The sequence below is a fragment of the Amycolatopsis sp. lyj-109 genome, from assembly GCF_046548995.1.
Lineage (GTDB): Bacteria > Actinomycetota > Actinomycetes > Mycobacteriales > Pseudonocardiaceae > Amycolatopsis.
Genome location: NZ_JAJPWR010000009.1, coordinates 232103 through 250011, shown reverse-complemented (window position 1 = coordinate 250011; position 17909 = coordinate 232103). Strand labels below are relative to the sequence as shown.

The window sequence follows — 17909 nt, the reverse complement described above, 5'->3', positions numbered from 1 at the left end:
AAGGCCCGTCACCCATGAACGGAACCACCCTGCAGAAGACCGCCGCCGACCGCGCGGAGGAACTGCCCGGAGCCCGGCTGGAGCATCCCTTCGGCCCCGACTGGGAAGTCTTCAAAGTGCGCGGCAAGGTGTTCATGCTGATAACCGACGTTCCGGGGCGCCCCGTCGTGATCCTCAAGGCGGACCCCGGCGAGGCCCTCGCCCTGCGAGAGCACAACAACCACATCACCCCCGGCTACCACATGAACAAGAAGCACTGGATCACCCTGGAGGCCGGGGAAGGCGTCGACTACAAGCTGGTCGAGGACCTCGTCACCGACTCCTACCTGCTCGTCATCGCCGGCCTGCCCAAGGCCGAACAGCCCGTCGACCCGCACACCTACGGCAGCAGCACACGGGCGGCCCGGTGAGTGCCGCCGGCGACCGGCTCCACGACACCGCGCGCGCCACGGCCCTCGCGCTACCCGGGACGGACCACGGTTACCCCTTCACCGAGCACCTGGACGTGTACAAGGTGGCGGGCAAGGTGTTCCTGATCGTCACCGACGACCCGGACGACCCGATCATCACGGTCAAGTGCGAACCCGAACACGCCCGCGCACAAGAACGCAGCCACGCCACGATCACGCCGGGCCGTTATCTCGACAAACGGCACTGGATCTCGCTGGGACCGGGCCCCGGCATCACCCAGCGACTGGTCACCGACGCGGTCGAGAACTCCTATGACCTGGTCGTCGAGCAACTGCCACGACGCGACCGCCCCAAGGCTCGATGAGCGCCGCGAGCGTCCCCGCCGCCCGCTGAGCCCCACGCTCATCCGGGCCCCGTGCAACGCTCGTCACGCCCGCACACTCCCCGCCTCCGATCCGAGAGTCCGATGGAACCGACCGAACCGACCCTGCCGCTCTTCGACGCGGAGCCCGCGCGGCCCCTTGCCGACCGCCTGCGCCCCACGCGGCTGGACGATGTCGTCGGGCAGGACCACCTCCTGGCCCCGGACGCCCCGCTGGGCTGCATGGTCGCCCAGCAGCGACTCGGCTCCGCCGTCCTGTGGGGGCCGCCCGGCGTCGGGAAAACGACCATCGCCCGGCTCCTCGCGGACGCCAGCAACCTGACCTTCGAACCGGTGTCGGCCGCCTTCTCCGGCGTCGCCGACCTGCGGAAAGTCTTCACCACCGCACGAAAACGGCGGGACATCGGCCAGGGCACCCTGCTGTTCGTCGACGAAATCCACCGCTTCAACCGCGGCCAGCAGGACAGCTTCCTGCCCTACGTCGAAGACGGCACGATCACCCTGATCGGCGCCACCACCGAGAACCCGAGCTTCGAACTCAACGGCGCCCTCCTCTCCCGCACCCAGGTCCTCGTCCTCGCACGCCTCGACGAAGCGGCGCTGTCCACGCTGCTCGACCGCGCCGAGCAGCTCACCGGCCACCGGCTGTCCCTGGACGACGACGCCCGCCGAGCCTGATCGCGATGGCTCGCAGCACAGCAACCTCATGGCGAAGCACCAGCAACTCGATGTCCTTGGACGCCGACGAGCGACCGCGTAACACCAGGAGGCTCAACAGCCGGAGGAAGATCAGGTAGAGCAGACGCAGCGTCACGGCTGCCAATCATGCCCCGCCCGTCACGCACCTGTTTCCGCAGGTCGGACGCGTGAACCGATTTCTGGAACCCCCCAGGTTCGGTCCCTTCACAGGAGGCTGAGCTGCGGACACGCTGGTGCCGGTGAACGATAGGTAGCAAGCGGGACGAGTCGTCGAAGCCGGTGGAGCGGGAGTTCATGCGACTGGTCGATGCCAAGGGCTTGGCGTGCACGGTGCGTGACACGCGCGGCCAGGAGAGCGCCGCCGCCTGTGGGCAGCTTGCTGTCGAGCGCTGAGATTCGTTCCCGTTATGAAGAAATCGTCGTGATGTATGCGTCCAGCCTGCTGGATCCGGCTGCGGAATCGTTGAAGCTGGTGGATATGTGCGGCGCTGCGCTCACTCCTTGACTTGACCGCTGACCGGCACGAATGGCGGCAGACACGTCCCGGCCGAGGTGTTAGAACGGTAGTCATGTCGCATCGGATGGCTCGGTATGCCGTGATCGCCGTCGGGGTCGTTTCGCTGACCGGTGCCGGGGTTGCTCCCGCGCACGCCGTCGGTGGCCCGACCCGGACCTTCACCTTCAGCGGGACCTCGCTGACCGCGGTCAATAAGTATTCCTACTTCCCGCTCGGGCCCACTATCCTGTTTCCCGTCTCGATTTCGCGGCTGACCGACGGTTCCGCGCAGGTCGTGGCCAGTGGCAAGGGCTTCGTGCAGTACCAGTGCAGCGGTACGGCGATCAACACCTACACCGCCAACGACATGGAGCTCACCGTGCCCTGCGGCTGAGCGGGGACGAGGGCGCGGTCCTCGCAAGGGACTCGGACAATGCCACCAGCTCACGGGCGTCGTCGTCCAGGCTGCCGCCGTCCGGGATCGCTATCGGCATCGGCTCCTCCGAGACCTTCTCACGCCGGGCGTGCGCGCGCAACGCCTCCGTCAGCCGGTCCGGCAGCGGGCCGTCCAAGCGGGCGACGTACGGGCTGACCCGGACCAGTCCATCACGGCACTGATGACCCGCCGGTACTACCGGCGGTGGACGCCCAGCACGCTCAACGTGTCCCGGCGGCCCGAGGGGGTCCGGCTCACGGCGTCCTCCGGGAAGGCCTCGTGCAGATTTGTCCGCAATGGACGTGAGCGGTGGTACGTGCGCAAGTGCTGCCACCACACGCACGCCGCCGCGAGGCGGGTGGCGACGCCCGGGTACGACAGGCCGACCACCAGCAGGATCGCGCTCGGGAATCCGAGCATTCGTCCCCGCCAACGCTCGGTCCAGGAGTTCTTTTTGCTGGGATTCAGCTCTCGGACAGATCAACCCGGGCGAACTCGCTGGTCAACGCCGAGGCCGTGCGAACCACCGCCCGGAACGCCGTCCGCTGTGCAGCCGGCCACCGACGTCATCCGTTGTCCGCCACCACGATCCGTCCCATGCTGGGCCGATGCTGGTGACGGTCGGCCTGTTCCTGGTGGGATTCGTGGCGGGTGCTCTGAACGCGGCGGGCGGTGGCGGCACCTTCGTCGCCCTGCCCGCACTGGTCGCAGCGGGCCTCCCACCCGTGGTGGCGAATGCGTCGACCACGGTGGCACTGCTGCCTGGCGCACTCGCCAGCGCGTGGACCTTCCGTGGACAACTGGTCCGCGTCGGCCCGACGTCCACGACGGCTGCTGACAACCGCGAGCGTGCTTGGTGGCATCCTCGGCGCCGAGCTGCTACTGCTCCTGCCGTTGAAGGCGTTCAGCGCAGCCGTACCGTGGCTGCTGGCGTTCGCCACCTGGTGCTGGCCTTTGGCCGGACGCTGTCCCGGTTGCTCACGAAGTCGATCGGCCACCCGGTCAACCAGAGCGCTCGCACCGTCCTGATCGGACAGATTGTGCTCGGCGTGTACAGTGGCTACTTCGGCGGCGCGGTCGGGATCATGATGCTGGCGTTCTGGAGCGTCGGACTCGGGATGGACCCCCGCCGCCGGGAGCCCGACCCGGGTCACCCAGCTCACGGCCATCTACGCCGTCGCGGCATTGTTCTTCCTGATCGCATCGGACGTCCGCCACCACCGATACCGGTCGGCTCGATGCTCGCCGGCGCGACCGCAGGTGGGTTCGCCGGTGCGCGGATCGCACGCCGGCTGTCGACCCGCGCACTCCGCGGCGTCGTACTGACCACCGCCATCACCATGACCGTCCTGTACTTCACCCGCGGCTGAGCACCACACCCGGATGTCCAAGACGGCCCGGGCAGCCAGACCGGCGGGGTTCGCCGGATACCGAGGAGGAACACCTGGAACAGACAGCTGTCGCATCCGATGTTCGGCGGAAGCGCCGCAGCTCACCAGCTCGTCGGCGACGCCCCATCAAGCCGGCTGCAGGGGACGAGCGTCCCAGGGATCCGCGCTGTAGTTTCGTGGTGGTCAGCCGCTGACGTGGGCGGTGTTGTCGAGCCAGTGCCGGGCCAGGTCGGTATCGCCGTCGACGCTGATGGTGGCGTCGTCGTCAAGAGGGAGCCGGCGGGTCAACGTCAGCAGCAGCGATCCGGCCGGACCGGTCACGGTCACATCAGCCACCCGGTTCCCGGGCTGCCACGTTGCTCCCTCGGGGCCGCGCTTGACGAACCAAGCGCCCGCGCCGTCGGTGGCCAGCCACTGCAGGGTCTGGCCGGTGCCCCGGAGGGCATGCGCGGACTCCGGGCGCTGCATCTCCCACGTGGGCGAGGTCAGCATCGAGAAGTGGTTGGTGATGAGCGCGGCGGCGACGTCAGCGTCGATGCCGGCCGGACGGCCCGCCGCGTCGACGGCGTCGAAGCCGTGCACGACGGCCTCGTTCAGCATGGTGGTCAGCCAGAACTGCGTGCCGGAACGCTCGTCCCCTGCGGCGTTGAACACCGGGGCGTCGAGCGCGTCATCGGAACACGCGTCGGCGACCCGCTGCGCGGACGCCGAAAGCCACCCTTGCCACTTGTCCGGATTGGCGGGGACGGCGGCGAGCGCCGTGGGCAGCTGGGCCGGTTCGGTGATGCGGTGCTCGATGATCTCTGCGACCCAGTGCTGCGTCTGTCCGAGGTGCGCGACCAGGTCGGCGGCGGTCCACTTCGGGGTCGTCGGCACAGTGGCACCGGGTCCGGCCGCGGTGGCTGCTTCCGCCAGGCGCCGGGTGTGCTCGACGATCGCTTGCCGGGCGCGTTCGGGGTTCAGGTTGGTCATGGGGTTCGTCCTCGGTTTCTCGGTGGCCGGTGGTGCGGCTCTCTCGGCTATGCGTCGAACGGCGGTAGCGGGAATCGACCTGCCCTGGCCAACCGGCTGGAGCAGTGCCTCCGACCTGATCGCCGATCATCGTCCGGCTCGCGTGGGGGCCTGTTCCTCGGGCCGCCGGCTGCAAGCAGTCGACTTGGGGTTGAGAATCCACCGCCACACCGGATGACGGCGTAGCCGGTCACCGGAAGTCCAGGTTGCTGCCGGTGACGACGTCGACCTGGCCGCGCTGCAGTACAGCGGCCATTTTCGGCAGCGAAACGGTACCGAGGTGACCGTGGAGGTGTCGAAGCCGCGGTCGCGCGTCAGCGACTGAGTCAGGCCGTCCGACGCCGCGGTTCGGGATCACTTTCAACCGATCCCGCCCGGGAGCCGTGTCCCCAGTGTGACGACACTGCTCGCGGAGGACACCCGGCGGCCCGCAGCCCAGAGGTGGCTAGTGCGGTCCGCCCTCGCGCTCATCGCCCTCGTGCAGGCCGGGCTCGGGTTCGGAGCGCTGTTCCTGTCGGCCGACCCGCACGCCGACATGGTGGCCATGCCCGGGATGACGCACCCCGTCCAGCCGGGCTTCGCCGGTGTTTCCTGGAATCTCGCGCTGGGCGCCGGGTTGCTGTGCGTGGCCCTTTACCCCCGGCTGTCGAGTGTCTGGCTGCCGTTCTACTGCGGCTTGACCGTCGTGCTCGGCGTCGCCTCGGTGAGCGACCTCTTCCGCGGCCTGTCGATCACCGGGCGGATCTCGACCCACGCCCTGAGCGTCACCGGCCTGATCCTGCTGCTCGTCGTCTACCGGCGCCGAAGCTCGGGACTAGAGCGCCGACACCTGTCACCCCTGCGTTTGGGTGAGGACCTGTCGAAGTCCATCGGCCGGGCTGGCCTCCTCTCCAACGAGTTCGCAGTACACGCCACCCGCCAGCTGAGGCAACCTTTCCGCCCACGCCGACGCCGCGTGAAGTCAAACCGAAACCCGACCGGAAAAACAAACGCCGTCAACGCGCCAAAGAATCGCTGACCCGGAATCCTTCGAACATCGCCCGCGACGTCGTGACCTACGTCTTCGACGAGAACGGCTTCTACACCCGGCTGGGCCAATCGCGCCATCGACAAGGTCCCGTGGTACCACCCGGTCCGCTACCGGTCACACGGTCTCTGCGTGTGCTTGAACGACGTCGCGAAAGGCCTCGACCCGGGAACGTACGCCAAATGGGCTCAGCTGCCGCTCCGAGCCGGGTTGATTCGGGCCGGATGCCCGTCGTTCCTCGCCGAGGTCCTCAACGCTGCGGCCCCTATAGGCCGGTGAGGTCCGGCGCGGCCTTGACCCCCCTGTGCGACTCGGCGCGCAGCCGCTGGGATTCCTGCACGAGGAAGTAGACCAGCAGCACGCTCATGATGAGATGGCCGCCGGCGGTGTAGACACCTGGGAAGTAGCCACCCTTGATGATGGGGAAGGCAAAGTGGGAGATGGCGTTGATCAGACCGGCGCCCAGGGCGTAGAACCACAGCATGTAGTTGGCGATCCGGAGTTGGTAGAGCGCCCCAGCCGCGGCCAGCACCCACAGCGCGCCGAACCCGAACACGAAGGTGAGCAGGAACGCCTTCTCGGTCCACTGGCGGGGAGAGTGGAAGAGTTCGACGAACTCGTGCGGGAACCCGCCGAGGTACTCCTCGGACATGTGGATGAACTGGAAAGCGATGGCGCACAGGTAGGTGGCGATCACTTTGCGAGTGCGGACGGGGTAGGCGTAGGTGGTCTTCATCCAGGCCACCCACGCGGCCACCGAGGCCACCGTGAGGATGCCGGCGGCCGGGATCGGCAGGGTCAGCAGGACCCAGGTGGAGAAGCCGATCACCAGCAGCGCGACGACGACTGCGGTGACCCGTTCGGGCCGTCGCCGGGCGGCAGCCTGCGAAACAGTCACGGTCTGGCTGGTCTGATCGCGGTCGGTCATGTCGATGCTCCTTACGAGTTGGCGCTGGGTTGCTGGGTGGGTGTGGCCGTCGGGTTCGGGCGTGGACGGGCGCGGTAGGCGAGCGCCAGCAGCGGGATGGTCAGGCTGACGGCGGCGAGGGTGAGGGAGAAGACCTGGCGTGCCTCGTCGGGGATGGTGACGAGCTTGAAGGTGTCGATTCCTGTGTGGACGATGGCGGGCGCCCAGAGGGTGTTCCGGCCCTTTTCGAACAGGTGGGCCAGCGGCAGCGAAGTGATCGCGGCGACCAGCATGGCGGCCACTCCGACGGTGAGCCCCGAGGTGACGATCACGGGCAGGTGGGTGGCGGCCACCAGCGGCATCGTCGCGGCTACGGCCTTGGCGAACGAGCGTCCCCGGCGCAGCCGGCCGAAGGCGTAGCCGCGCCACACGAGTTCCTCGGCGAGGCCGTGGAAGGCGAAGATGCCCAGCAGCAGCCATGGCCATCCGGGTTTCAGCGTGAGGGTGGCGCCGGTGATGAAGCCGACCAGCGGGTACACGCCCTGGATGAGGACCGCCACGCCGACAGCAATGAGCACGGCCCGGCCGTCGGGCCGGCCCAGACCGAGGCCTCGCAACGCGCTGAGTGGTCCGGTTCGGTCGAGCCGCCACTCGACCGCGATCGCCATCAGCGCAACGGCTGTCAGGATGCCGATGCCGTAGCGACCGGTGGCATCGAGCTCGGCGAGGCCGACCAGCACGGCGTACAGGGCCAGGAAGCCGAGGAGGAAGGGCACCGTGGCCACTCGACCCGTGGGCGTGCTCATGTCGTCCGCCCCCGAGCGGGGATCGCCGCGGCGACGGCGAACGCCTCGACGGTGACCAGCAAGGGCACGATCGACGTCCAGGCGAGGGCGGCGAACGGGACGGTTCCGATGGCGACCAGCACCCAGCTCTGCCACCGGGGTCGGTGGTGCATCCAGGCCGCGGCGACCAGCGCCGCTCCGCCGAGGGCGCCGGCCACCATCGGCGCAGGTGCGGCGCCGGCCGACATCACCAGCTCACATACACCGAGGGCGCCGAGCAGGACGCGCATCCAATTGGCGGACAGTGCGGCGGCCGTGTCGCGCCAGCTGTCGATGGTCAGGACCCCGGCGACGATCAGCAACCCTGCTGACGGGAACCACAGCCGACCGACCGTGCTGAGGCACAGCAGCCCCGGGCCGGCCAGCGCGAGTGCACATGCGGCGCGGGCGCCGACGGAGAGATCGGCGCGGTGCTGCCGGCCTGCGGCCATCCCGGCAACCAGTGACAACGCCACCGTGAGCAGGCCCAGGGCGACCGGCGCCTGCTTGGCCCCGGTCCACTGCGGGATCTGGTCGCCCACGGTCGCCTGGGTCACTCCGGCGACGACGCCGAGCAGGCCCCCGGCCAGGCCGAGGCCGGCCGTGAGCCGGTGACGCCGGACCGTCCGGGCGTTCATCGGGTGACCTGTGCGGCGGCGCGGCGTGGGCTGCGGGCTGCCTCGCGGACGGGGTAGCCGACCCGGAAGGTCAGCAGCGGGTGTTCCCCAGGTGGCAGCAGTTCGGCGAACCGCGGTGCGAAGGTGGGCACACGGCCGGTGCCGGCTTCACGGTCGATCCGCTCGGTGATCTGGTTCATGTGGTGCAGGGCGATGCCGCGGCTGGTCGCGGTGAGGTGGATGCGCTCCAGCAGCCGGCCGGCGGTGAGCTGGGTGGCCCGGTCGTCGGGCGTTCGCGTCGTGATCACGCCGTACGCCGCGGCGGTCGCCGTGTGCACCGTGGTCGTCTGCTCGAGCCAGAACTGATCACCTTGCGCGCGCGACGACGCGGGCAGCAGCTTGGAGATCGCGAGCACCAACGGGCTGAACCCCTGACCGCCCAGGGTCAGTCCGTCGCGATGGCGCTGGATCTCGTCGTTGCTGCCGCGAAACCAGGCGAAGTTGTCCCGCGACTGCTGCTCGTCGTCACAGAGCGCCTTCGCGGCGTCGATGAGCAGCCGGCTCAGCGCCGCGCGGGGGGCCGGGTCGACGGTCCAGCGGACGTCCAGCCCGGATATCCCGCTGGAGTCGACCAGCCCGGCCAGTGTCGCCGGTGCGATCGGCGTCGCCTTGAAGGGCCCGCGGTTCGTGTGCCGATCGCCGATCGCGTCGTACAGCGGGCCGGGTGCCGGTGCGCCCGCCCGGACGGTGACCTCGGCCATTCGCGGACCGGTCGGGCCGTCGGGCAGCAACGTCACCTCAGGGAGCAGCCCGCGTGCTCGGCAGGCCAGGACGAGGTTCTCGAGCGCGCACCCGATGCCGATGTACTGCTCCCGGCGGAAACCGTCGACCGTGCCGGTGCCACGCGTGGGGTCGATGAACACGTCGACGGCGTCGGCGCGGATCCCGAACGCCCACGGCTGGGTGTTGTGCGGGCTGGCCGCCAGTACCGCCGCCGCGACCGCGCCGGGAAGCCCAGGCGTGTCCCGCCAGTGCTGCCACGGGTCGTAGGCGTCGCCACGTCCCGGGCTCAGCGCGGCGGTGTCGTAGACGCGGTAGCTGAGCGCGCCGGTGCCCGCCACCACCACGGTGGCCCCGCCGATCCCGAGCGCCCTCAGCAGGCGTCGACGACTCCATCGGGGCTTTTGGCCGGCACCATTTGACTCGATCGCCGCAACCACATCGGTCGGAACGGTCTGCATGGTGAACCTCCAGTTGCGAAAAGAGGCGGGTGTGCCGACAGCAGACTCGTCAGCATCTGGGTAGCGGCGCACCACCCGTCGGCCGGATACACCCGGGGTGCGTCTGTCGCGGATCTGGCGGATCAGCGCGACGACGAGGCAGGCCACCGTGGCAGGGAGCAGGAGGTAGAGCGTCGGCGCGCCGACGAGCAGGGCAAGGTCACGGGCGCGTTCATTGCCGCCGTCCAGAACAATGGACAAGACGATGAGTCCCGCGGTGGCCAGTGTTGCGATCGTCGGGAGGCGCCACAGGCTCCGCGGTCGCCCAGCTGCCGTTCCTGCGGTGAGGGGGACGTCGGCGCGATCGGACTGCTTCATGATCTTCCTGCCTTTCGGTCGGAACGCCGCTGGTGGTCACTCATGGCTCGTCTCCTCGAAGGCGAGCACCTCGTGGCCGGTGTCCCAGAGCAGCGTGAGCAGCGCGCGTACCGATGCCTGATCGAGGTTCCCGACGATCAGTACGGTGCCGTCCGGGCCGGGCGTCGACACCCGGTCGAACCTGGCCCGGATCACGTCCAGAACCGTGTGAGCGATCGGTGCGCGCAACCTCAGCTCGTGCCGGGTGGTGGCCATGCCGTGCAGCGAACCCGCCGGCCGGGTACCCGTGCATCACCCACCCGCGGAAAGCACCCGGGGTGCTCAGATCAGGCCGAGGTCCCGCGCGGCCCTGACCGCGTCGTGCCGGGAGGCGACACCAAGCTTCCGGTAGAGGCTCTTGTTGTACGCCTTGACCGTGTTGATCGACAGGAACAGCGCTGACCCGATCTCCCGCTGCGTCGCCGTGCCTTGCAATGCCCGCAGAATCGACAGTTCGCGATCGGTCAGTTCCTCCGCCAGCGCGCCCGAGCGTACGGCGGTGCGGGTGCCGGCCCGGCCCAACCGCGTTTCGGCTTGCTCAAGGTGCTTGACCGCGAAGGCACTCACCGGTTCCTCCTCCACGACCTCGCGAGCCCGTGCCAGGGCGTCGCGGGCAGCGGGCCGGTTGCCGGAGGCGAGTTCCGCGTCGGCGAGATACAGCAGGCCGAGGAACAGGGTCGTGGGTCGCGGGTGGAGTTCGGCGACGGCGACCGAGCGGCGCAGCAGTACGGCCGCCTTCTCCACGTAGCCGTTGAGGTAGCTGCGGCGGCCCGCGGCAATGCGTAGCGCGGCCAATCCGGGGGCGCTCGCCTCCCGGCCGTCGCGCTCGGCGGCTTCGGCTATCGGACCGGCTTCGCGCAGCACCCGATCGCACTCTTCGCCGCGGCCAGCTTCGACCAGGCTGACCGCCAGTGTGCCGGCCACGGCGATCACGGTCCACGGCCGCCAGGAGTCGTGGTGGCGGCGCTGCCACACGTCGAGCTGAACGGACGCTGCCTCGTCGAAACGGCCATCGCGGGCCAGCACGGCGCCGAGTGTCGCGGGTATGTGCGGGTGCGCGGTGGCGCCGCCGTCGGTTTCCAGTTCGAGAGCCTGCCGGGCCAGGGCGACGGATTGCGCGGCCTCGGCATCCGACAGGCCGAAACCCGCGCGCACGGTGAGCACGGCGGCACGGAAGCTGTGCCAGCCGGGCATGGCGGTGTCCGGGGTGATGGCCTCCTCGGCGGCGTCCAGCCAGTGGTTCACCCCGGCCTGCTCACCACAGAGGGCCGCCGCGAAAGCCAGCGAGTAGGCCAGCACCGGGCTCACCGCGGTACGGGTCAGTTCATCGCCCAGCCGAACGTAGGTGGCCGCCGCTCCGCGTTCGAAGAACCATGCCTCGGCGTTGCGCACCATCAGGTCCGCGGCGGCGGTGTCGCGGCCGGCACGCAGCAGATGGCGCACGGCGTCGTCGATGTGGTCCTGAGTGGTGAACCAGGCCGCGGCCCGGTCCAGGACATCCCGCGAATCCGTAGTCGCCTCGCGCGCCATGGCGTCGCGGAGCAGGTGGTGGCATCGGTACCAGCGCTGCTCCTCGTCCAGGGCGGCGACGAACAGGTCCGCGCGCACCAACTGGTCGAGTACCAGGGCGGAGCCGTCCACCTGGAGTGCGGCATCGCACAGCGGGCCGGAGAGCCGTTCCAGCGGGGCGCAGCGTGTGAGCAGATCGCGCTGGCTCGGGGCGAGCCCAGGCAGGACCTCGGTGGCGAAATAGTCCAGCAGGTGCCGCTCGTCGGCGTGGACCCTCGCCGGGTCGGCGCGCAGGGCGAGAGCGGCCAGTTGCAGACCGGCGGCCCATCCTTCGGTGCGTTCCCACACTGCCGACGCCGCCGCATGGTCGAGATCGTGGCCAGCCACCTTCGACACCAGGGCAGCCGCCTCGTCCGGGCGGAACCGCAACTGCGCCGCGCGAAGCTCGGTGAGTTCGCCGCGGGCCCGGAGTCGCGCGATCGGCAGTGGCGGATCCACCCGTCCGGCGATCACCAGCCGCAACGAGGGGGGCAGGTACGTCACGAGATACTCGACGGCCTCGTGGATCCGGGGATCGGCGAGCACGTGGTAGTCGTCCAGTACCAGGACATGCCGCACGGAGGACGTGCCGAGCTCGTTCAGCAGCACGGGCAGCGCCACGTCGACCGCGGAGATCCCGACGCCGTCCAGCGCCTGCAGCGCAGCCGCGCTGATCTCGTCGCCGGTGCCGTGCAGCGCGGTGAGTACGTACGTCCAGAAACGGACCGGCTCGTCGTCGCCTTCGTCCAGGGAGACCCATGCGATGCGGCGTTGCTCGTCGGGGTCGGCCGCCCAGCGGCTCAAGAGGGTGGTCTTGCCCCAGCCGGCGGGCGCCACCACCACGGTCAGCCGGGTCTCGGCCCGGCAGAGCTGCCGCACCAGCCTCTCTCGCGCGACCATGCCCGGCCGGGGTGGCGGAATCGCGTGCTTCACGGTGAGCAGTGGCCTCGCCGGTCTGTCCGACGTCATGACGCTCCCGACCGGCGGCCCGGCGCCGCGACTCCATGGTCATTCTGCCAGCCGGGACACCCCGGGTACACCCTGCCGCGGGGTGGTGCGCGGGCACCCCCTGACCCGCGATTCTCCTGTCATATCCGGCCGGCGAACAGGAAAGCGCGATGGCCGCCGACACGCTCAAAGCCGAACGCACAGCGGGTCCCAGCCCGCGTCGTGACCTCAAGGATGTGATGGGAAATGACGAAACAGACCACTGTCGCGATCGTCGGCGCCGGACCCACCGGGCTACTGCTCGCCGGCGACCTCGCGCAAGCCGGCGTCGACGTGACCGTGCTCGAACGACGCAGCACCGACTCCACCCTGACCCGAGCCTTCGGCGTGCACGCCCGCACGCTGGAACACCTCGACGCCCGGGGCCTGGCCGACGAACTGCTCACCCTCGGCGCGCGGGTCGAGCGCCTGCGCCTGTTCGAGCGCATCCACATCGACCTCACCCGGCTCTCGACCAGGTTCCCGTTCCTGCTGATCACTCCCCAGTACAACGTGGAACGACTGCTGGAACGGAGAGCCACCGCGGCCGGAGCTCGCATCGCGCGAGACGCTCAGGTCGCCGCCCTGCATGAGAACGCCGACGGGGTGGAACTGACCCTCGCCGATGGCGTTCTCCGAGCGGACTACGCGGTCGGCGCCGACGGTGTGCACAGCGTCGTGCGGGACGCGCTGGGGCTGCCCTTCCCGGGAAAATCGGTGCTCACCTCGATCATGCTCGCCGACGTACGGCTGGCCCAACCCCCCGAGGACGTACTCGCCGTCAACGCGGTCGGCGACGCGTTCGCCTTCGTGGCACCGTTCGGCGACGGATGGCACCGCATCTTCGCCTGGGACCGCCGCCACCAGGTCCCCGACACCGCGCCGGTGACACTCGAGGAGATCCGCGCCGTGACCCGCCGGGCGCTGGGCACCGACTTCGGCCTCCAGGAGGCGCGCTGGACCTCCCGCTTCCACAGCGACGAGCGCCAGGTCCCGCACTACCGGGTGGGACGCGTGCTCCTGGCCGGCGACGCGGCCCACGTGCACTCCCCGGCCGGCGGTCAAGGCATGAACACCGGCCTGCAGGATGCCGCCAACCTCGGCTGGAAACTCGCCGCCGTGGTCCGTGGCCAGGCACCGGACGCACTCCTCGACACCTACCAGACTGAGCGACACCCGGTCGGCCGGCTCGTCCTGCGCAGCAGCGGCACCATCATCCGGATGGCGAAGATCAAGTCCCGCGCCGGCCGGCTGGCCCGCGACATCCTCGGCAGCGCCGCACTGCGCCTCCCACCCGTGGCGCGCAAGGCCGCCGGCACCATCTCCGGCATCGGGATCGACTACCCCGCAGCGCCGAGAGCGCAGGACCTGCCTCTGCGCGACTCCCGGCGCCTGTACGAGACCCTCCGCGACGGCAAGTTCGTCCTGGTCGCGCCCGACGACGCCAAACCCGCGCTCGACGGCGCATACGACCGCGTGACGCTGGCCGCGCCCGCGGACGCCACCACACCGTGGACGCTGGTCCGACCCGATGCCCACATCGCCTGGCAGGGCGACGCATCAACCCTCCACACAGCCCTCCGGCAGAACGGGCTTTCAAGCTAGACCACACTCTGCGCTCCGACGGTCACACCACCAGCAGGTCGACCAGACGCTGTGCCACTTGTCCACATACGCCACAGCGCGGGCAGGCAACTCGCATCGAACCCGTACCGGAGGGCAGACGTCCGGTACGGGTGCCCGGTGACGAAGCCGCTGGTACGGTCAGTCCGCTGTACCGCTCCACGAGTCATGCACTCGCGACCGGTGCATCCGTCCAACGTGATCCCACCTCGACTACCTTCGGAGTCGGCGCCGTCCTCTGCGGAGACCGTGGACTTGCTCACCCAGTGGATGAACACCGCTAAAGCCCCTCCCTCCTATCCCCCCCGGCCGAACACACCAGTGGATTGCGGGTTCGCGTTCCATGGCCGTACCTCAACCACCCGAAATCAAGATCGCGTGTTATCGCAGGGCAGCGAGACATGGCTGACCAACTAATCGCCGGGCATGGCCAGATCGTCGAGACTTACTTCGATGCCGGCACCTCGCGTGGCATCCCGTGGGGGCAACGGCCGCATGCTGCACGGCTGACGGCCGGGTTGGCCGGATCATAGAAGACGATCGATGCGATCGTGGTCGGCGAGTCATGCTCGCGCCCGACAACGCACGAAGCTCACGCGTTGCCACAGCGCTAAGAGACTCAGGAATGCACATCCTCTGCTACAGCACGGGATGGCGACTGCAAGGAATCGATTCGAGCTGAGCTACGATCACCCAGCCTCGAGATCACATTTCGCGATCCGTGGGGTAATACTGTGTCCGAGACTTGAACCCCCATACGTGGGATATCTCCCGTGTTTGGGGAGATCATGCACTCACTGTAGCGCAGAGTGACCGCTCTTGCACGTCGCAATCTGGAACTCCCAGTCGGCGACCCGCTACGGCGAATCGCTGATTCGCCATCGCGCGCTCATCCACCAGCTGTTTCGGCGTTAGCCCGCCTATCCGCGAGGTGCTTCCCGGCGCTCACTGAGTCTCGCCGCACTGCTCGGCGTCCTCGCGGTCACGCCGGACGCCAAGCGAGATGAATCGGGCAGGGCATACCCCGGCACCCCTGCCCGATTCAAGGCGTTCGACGGCGAACGCCCAATGGCTGCTTACCGCCCCTTCAGCGCGTCCCAGCCTCGCTTGAACAGCTTTCCGACACCGACGAGAACGACGATCGCCGCCGTCAGCACAGTCGCAAAGATCAGGGAAAACCCGAGATCACTGACACCGAACGGCAAGGTCATCAGAAAACAGGCACCCCAGATGATGGCCAGCACGCTGGCCACGTTCGCAGCTCGCTTCACCAGCGCACGCACCACTCACCTGAAGAACCTCCAGTTGTGCCGGGTCCTGGCCAGGTGCCAGCTTACCTTGGCGTGGTGCCTCCACTTGCTGCCGTTAAGGCCGTACCGCCAGAGCCTGCCGGCGACGCCCAGGCCCGAGTACCCCAGCCGTCCCAGGAAACCGGCCCGCGCACCACCAGCAGCACCCGATGCCATCCAGCCGACGATCTTACGCGGTGTCACCGGCTGGTGACGTGCCGACGCAAGAGCTGTCTGGGCTGCGCCGTTGCCGACCGCACCGATGATCGCGCCGGCGATGACGACGCACCCGAACCCTGCTGTCCCGGCACAAACCGCGCCCGCAATGATTCCCGCGCCGATGCCGACCCCGATCGAAATGAGGGTGGAGGCATGGTTGTCGACGAAGTTGGTGACCTTCTTGGGGAGCCACGACCACCACTGACCGTTGAGATCCAACCGGTTGATGGGATCGGCCAGGACGTAGTCGTAGTCATTCGCCGAACCGCCCTCGACCGGGTCGACCGAGAGGAACCGCCCCAACAGCGGGCTGTACGGCCGCGCTCCCATCTGCACCAGCGACAGCGCGCCCGCGTGTTCGTAAGGGCGCTGGTACTGGCCGAGCCATCCGTAGTCCGACTGGCCCGGTTGGTTGTCCGGCACGGCGTCGACGTCGACCGTCCCGGCGGGGTTGAGGGGCTCGCCGTAGGGCGTGTACGCGCGAAGAGGACCAGCCTGCTTCCCCGCGCTGTCACAGATGAGCACGATATCGCCCCGGACGTTCGGCAGATCCCAGACCGCGGCGCCACCCGCCCCACCGGGCACGGTGTAGAGAACACCGCCGGGGAGGCTGATGGTCCTGGTCAGGATCCGCTTGTCGGTGCTGAGCGTGAGGTCGGCGGTGTCGCCGCTCGCGGTGTAGCCGACCAGGACGTCACTGCCCGCGTCGCCCTGCGTGGTTGTCCGGCGGACGATCCGGTCGGCGGCGCTCCGAACCCTCCCTACATTGCCGAACATCCGCACATGCCGCGATGAGCGCGGGCCGTCGGAGGCAGATTCTCGGTGTGCGCATTCGGGTAGTTGATCCGTTTGCGCGAACACGATTTACGTCATAATGCCGCTCGGAAAGAGTCGAGTTGCCGCAATTCGTCGTCGGATAGGCAGACGCCGCCGGCAGCGACGTTGGAGCGGAGGTGGCTCACCCGAGTCGTTCCGGGAAGCGGCACGACCAGCAAGTCGTGCGCGTGCTGCCGGTGTTGCACCCAGGCCAATGCCACCTGTCCGGCCATGGCTTTGTGCGCGCGGGCGATCTTGTCCAAGATGGCGCGCGGACCGTCGGCTACCTGTTTGCCGGCCGCGTGGGTCAGGTGCAGAAGTCCGTGGCCCGTCGGGGAGTGAGCCACGATGGTCACCCCCAGGTCGGCCGCGGCCGGCAGCAGTTCCTGCTCGACGTCGCGCTGGACCAGCGACCACTGCTCCTGCAGTGCGACGATCGGGTGAACGGCGTGCGCCCGGCGGAGGTCCTCCGCGCTCACATTGGACAGGCCCAAGCCGCGTACCTTGCCCTGGTCGACCAGTTCGGCCATGGCTCCGACGGTTTCCTCGATCGGAATTGCCGAGCTGCGATGATGGAGGTAATAGAGGTCGATCACATCCACGCCGAGCCGGCGCAGGCTCGCCTCGCTCGCCTGTCGCACGTATACCGGATCGGCCCGTACGTCGAATCCCCCTGCCACCTCGTCGTTCCATACCAACCCGAACTTGCTGGCCAGCAGCACCTCGTCACGACGTCCCTGGATGGCGCGGCCGACCAGCTCCTCGTTCCGGTAAGCATCCGCGGTGTCCACCATCGTGATTCCGGCATCAAGGGCGGCATGGATCACTGACACCGGGTCGCGATCAGCGTCGCCGCCGGTCTGGTCACGCAACCTCATCGCACCGAATCCCTGACGCCCCAGGCGCATCGCGAGCGGGTTCATGCTGCGGTGGGGATGGCGCGGGCGGTGGCGAGGGCGGTGGCCCACCAGTGCAGCTGGTCGAGCATGGCTTCGGCGGCGGCAGCGGGCTCGGCCGGCTCGTGCAGGTTGCCGGCGTCGTCGAAGAGCAGGTAGTAGCGGGGGAACGAGACGTAGTTGCGCACGGTGTGCGCGTTGAGCTCGTTGAACACTTGCCGTAGCGCCTCGATGGCGAGCAGGCCGCCGCTCCCGCCGCTGTAGCCGACGAAGCCGATGGCCTTGGCCTCCCACTGGGTGTAGTGCCAATCGATGGCGGCCTTGAGCGAGGCGGGGAAGCTGCGGTTGTACTCGGGCGTGACGATGACGAACGCGTCGGCCTCGTCGAGCCGCCGGGTGAGGCCGGTCATCTCCGCGGGGCGCGGCAGGTGCGGGTCCATCGCCGAGGGGACGGCGGGTAGCTCCAGCGGCAGCGGGGTGTCCGCCAGGTCGATCACGTCGATGTCGAATGCGCCGAACCGGGCTGCCTGCTCGGTGAACCACCGGGCCACCACCGGCCCGAACCGTCCCTCGCGGACGCTGCCGACGATCACTGCGAGCTTCGGCCGTGGGTCCGGCATGCGCTTCTCCTTCGTGCTGTTCCGGCGACCGGTCGGCCGCCGCCGGATCAATCTGCATCGAGCGGGCGGCTGC

Annotated in this window: 21 protein-coding genes and 1 pseudogene; 9 read left to right on the top strand and 13 right to left on the bottom strand. The window is 69.0% G+C overall.

Features of this window, described 5'->3' with window-relative positions; genetic code table 11:
* Positions 1-14 precede the first annotated feature (14 nt).
* The 6 genes and pseudogenes from ACLJQF_RS22095 (at position 15) to ACLJQF_RS22070 (ending at position 2382) form a co-directional block, all read left to right on the top strand.
* On the top strand, positions 15-410 hold the full coding sequence (locus ACLJQF_RS22095) for an MmcQ/YjbR family DNA-binding protein (protein ID WP_410611231.1): 396 nt from the start codon (positions 15-17) through the stop codon (positions 408-410).
* Positions 407-775 (top strand): MmcQ/YjbR family DNA-binding protein, encoded by a 369-nt coding sequence (locus ACLJQF_RS22090; protein ID WP_410611229.1) that lies wholly within the window; start codon positions 407-409, stop codon positions 773-775. The genes ACLJQF_RS22095 and ACLJQF_RS22090 overlap by 4 nt, the downstream gene beginning before the upstream one ends.
* A gap of 102 nt (positions 776-877) precedes the next feature.
* Complete coding sequence (locus tag ACLJQF_RS22085) at positions 878-1471, top strand: AAA family ATPase (RefSeq protein ID WP_410611228.1); 594 nt, start codon at positions 878-880, stop codon at positions 1469-1471.
* A gap of 264 nt (positions 1472-1735) precedes the next feature.
* Positions 1736-1885, top strand: a pseudogene (locus tag ACLJQF_RS22080) (23S rRNA (adenine(2503)-C(2))-methyltransferase RlmN); the annotation flags it as partial.
* Positions 1860-1997, top strand: a complete 138-nt coding sequence (locus ACLJQF_RS22075; RefSeq protein ID WP_410611226.1) for a hypothetical protein — start codon at positions 1860-1862, stop codon at positions 1995-1997. The pseudogene ACLJQF_RS22080 and the gene ACLJQF_RS22075, both read left to right, overlap by 26 nt.
* Before the next feature lie 64 nt (positions 1998-2061).
* Complete coding sequence (locus tag ACLJQF_RS22070) at positions 2062-2382, top strand: hypothetical protein (RefSeq protein WP_410611224.1); 321 nt, start codon at positions 2062-2064, stop codon at positions 2380-2382.
* On the opposite strand, the gene ACLJQF_RS22065 is transcribed toward ACLJQF_RS22070, so the two are convergent.
* Together ACLJQF_RS22065 and ACLJQF_RS22060 are read right to left on the bottom strand one after the other, a co-directional pair.
* Positions 2363-2560 carry a hypothetical protein gene (locus tag ACLJQF_RS22065; protein ID WP_410611223.1) on the bottom strand — a complete coding sequence of 66 codons (198 nt, stop codon included), beginning with the start codon at positions 2558-2560 and terminating at the stop codon, positions 2363-2365. The genes ACLJQF_RS22070 and ACLJQF_RS22065 overlap by 20 nt on opposite strands.
* Before the next feature lie 59 nt (positions 2561-2619).
* Entirely contained in the window at positions 2620-2844 is a 225-nt protein-coding gene (locus ACLJQF_RS22060) for a DUF6545 domain-containing protein (protein WP_410611221.1), read from the bottom strand.
* A 188-nt stretch (positions 2845-3032) separates the two neighbouring features.
* Between ACLJQF_RS22060 and ACLJQF_RS22055 the strand changes: the two genes are divergently transcribed.
* Positions 3033-3794, top strand: a complete 762-nt coding sequence (locus ACLJQF_RS22055) for a TSUP family transporter (protein WP_410611220.1) — start codon at positions 3033-3035, stop codon at positions 3792-3794.
* Positions 3795-3998: 204 nt separating this feature from the next.
* On the opposite strand, the gene ACLJQF_RS22050 is transcribed toward ACLJQF_RS22055, so the two are convergent.
* Positions 3999-4787 (bottom strand): maleylpyruvate isomerase family mycothiol-dependent enzyme, encoded by a 789-nt coding sequence (locus ACLJQF_RS22050; protein ID WP_410611219.1) that lies wholly within the window; start codon positions 4785-4787, stop codon positions 3999-4001.
* Positions 4788-5274: 487 nt separating this feature from the next.
* Between ACLJQF_RS22050 and ACLJQF_RS22045 the strand changes: the two genes are divergently transcribed.
* Positions 5275-5844, top strand: a complete 570-nt coding sequence (locus tag ACLJQF_RS22045; protein ID WP_410611217.1) for a hypothetical protein — start codon at positions 5275-5277, stop codon at positions 5842-5844.
* Positions 5845-6118: 274 nt separating this feature from the next.
* On the opposite strand, the gene ACLJQF_RS22040 is transcribed toward ACLJQF_RS22045, so the two are convergent.
* The 6 genes from ACLJQF_RS22040 to ACLJQF_RS22015 form a co-directional block, all read right to left on the bottom strand.
* Entirely contained in the window at positions 6119-6781 is a 663-nt protein-coding gene (locus ACLJQF_RS22040; protein ID WP_410611216.1) for a hypothetical protein, read from the bottom strand.
* Positions 6782-6792: 11 nt separating this feature from the next.
* Positions 6793-7566 carry a CPBP family intramembrane glutamic endopeptidase gene (locus tag ACLJQF_RS22035; RefSeq protein WP_410611215.1) on the bottom strand — a complete coding sequence of 258 codons (774 nt, stop codon included), beginning with the start codon at positions 7564-7566 and terminating at the stop codon, positions 6793-6795.
* Positions 7563-8222 carry a hypothetical protein gene (locus tag ACLJQF_RS22030; RefSeq protein ID WP_410611213.1) on the bottom strand — a complete coding sequence of 220 codons (660 nt, stop codon included), beginning with the start codon at positions 8220-8222 and terminating at the stop codon, positions 7563-7565. Before ACLJQF_RS22030 ends, ACLJQF_RS22035 begins: the two co-directional genes overlap by 4 nt.
* Positions 8219-9442: an Acg family FMN-binding oxidoreductase gene (locus ACLJQF_RS22025; protein ID WP_410611212.1), complete on the bottom strand. Its 1224-nt coding sequence runs from the start codon at positions 9440-9442 to the stop codon at positions 8219-8221. The genes ACLJQF_RS22030 and ACLJQF_RS22025 overlap by 4 nt, the downstream gene beginning before the upstream one ends.
* Positions 9443-9835: 393 nt before the next feature.
* Complete coding sequence (locus ACLJQF_RS22020) at positions 9836-10054, bottom strand: hypothetical protein (protein ID WP_410611211.1); 219 nt, start codon at positions 10052-10054, stop codon at positions 9836-9838.
* Between the two features lie 66 nt (positions 10055-10120).
* Entirely contained in the window at positions 10121-12229 is a 2109-nt protein-coding gene (locus tag ACLJQF_RS22015; RefSeq protein WP_410611209.1) for a LuxR C-terminal-related transcriptional regulator, read from the bottom strand.
* Between the two features lie 351 nt (positions 12230-12580).
* Here ACLJQF_RS22015 and ACLJQF_RS22010 point away from each other — a divergent pair, with 351 nt between their 5' ends.
* Complete coding sequence (locus tag ACLJQF_RS22010; protein WP_410611207.1) at positions 12581-13978, top strand: FAD-dependent monooxygenase; 1398 nt, start codon at positions 12581-12583, stop codon at positions 13976-13978.
* A gap of 1094 nt (positions 13979-15072) precedes the next feature.
* On the opposite strand, the gene ACLJQF_RS22005 is transcribed toward ACLJQF_RS22010, so the two are convergent.
* The 4 genes from ACLJQF_RS22005 to ACLJQF_RS21990 all read right to left on the bottom strand — a co-directional run bounded on the left by ACLJQF_RS22005 (position 15073) and on the right by ACLJQF_RS21990 (position 17836).
* Positions 15073-15279 carry a hypothetical protein gene (locus tag ACLJQF_RS22005; protein WP_410611205.1) on the bottom strand — a complete coding sequence of 69 codons (207 nt, stop codon included), beginning with the start codon at positions 15277-15279 and terminating at the stop codon, positions 15073-15075.
* Between the two features lie 3 nt (positions 15280-15282).
* A complete protein-coding gene (locus tag ACLJQF_RS22000) occupies positions 15283-16281 on the bottom strand; it encodes an RHS repeat-associated core domain-containing protein (RefSeq protein ID WP_410611204.1) in 999 nt (332 codons plus the stop codon).
* A gap of 92 nt (positions 16282-16373) precedes the next feature.
* The gene (locus tag ACLJQF_RS21995; protein ID WP_410611202.1) at positions 16374-17243 is read right to left on the bottom strand and encodes an aldo/keto reductase; all 870 of its coding nucleotides are present in this window, start codon (positions 17241-17243) and stop codon (positions 16374-16376) included.
* A complete protein-coding gene (locus ACLJQF_RS21990) occupies positions 17240-17836 on the bottom strand; it encodes an NADPH-dependent FMN reductase (protein WP_410611201.1) in 597 nt (198 codons plus the stop codon). Before ACLJQF_RS21990 ends, ACLJQF_RS21995 begins: the two co-directional genes overlap by 4 nt.
* Positions 17837-17909: the final 73 nt, after the last annotated feature.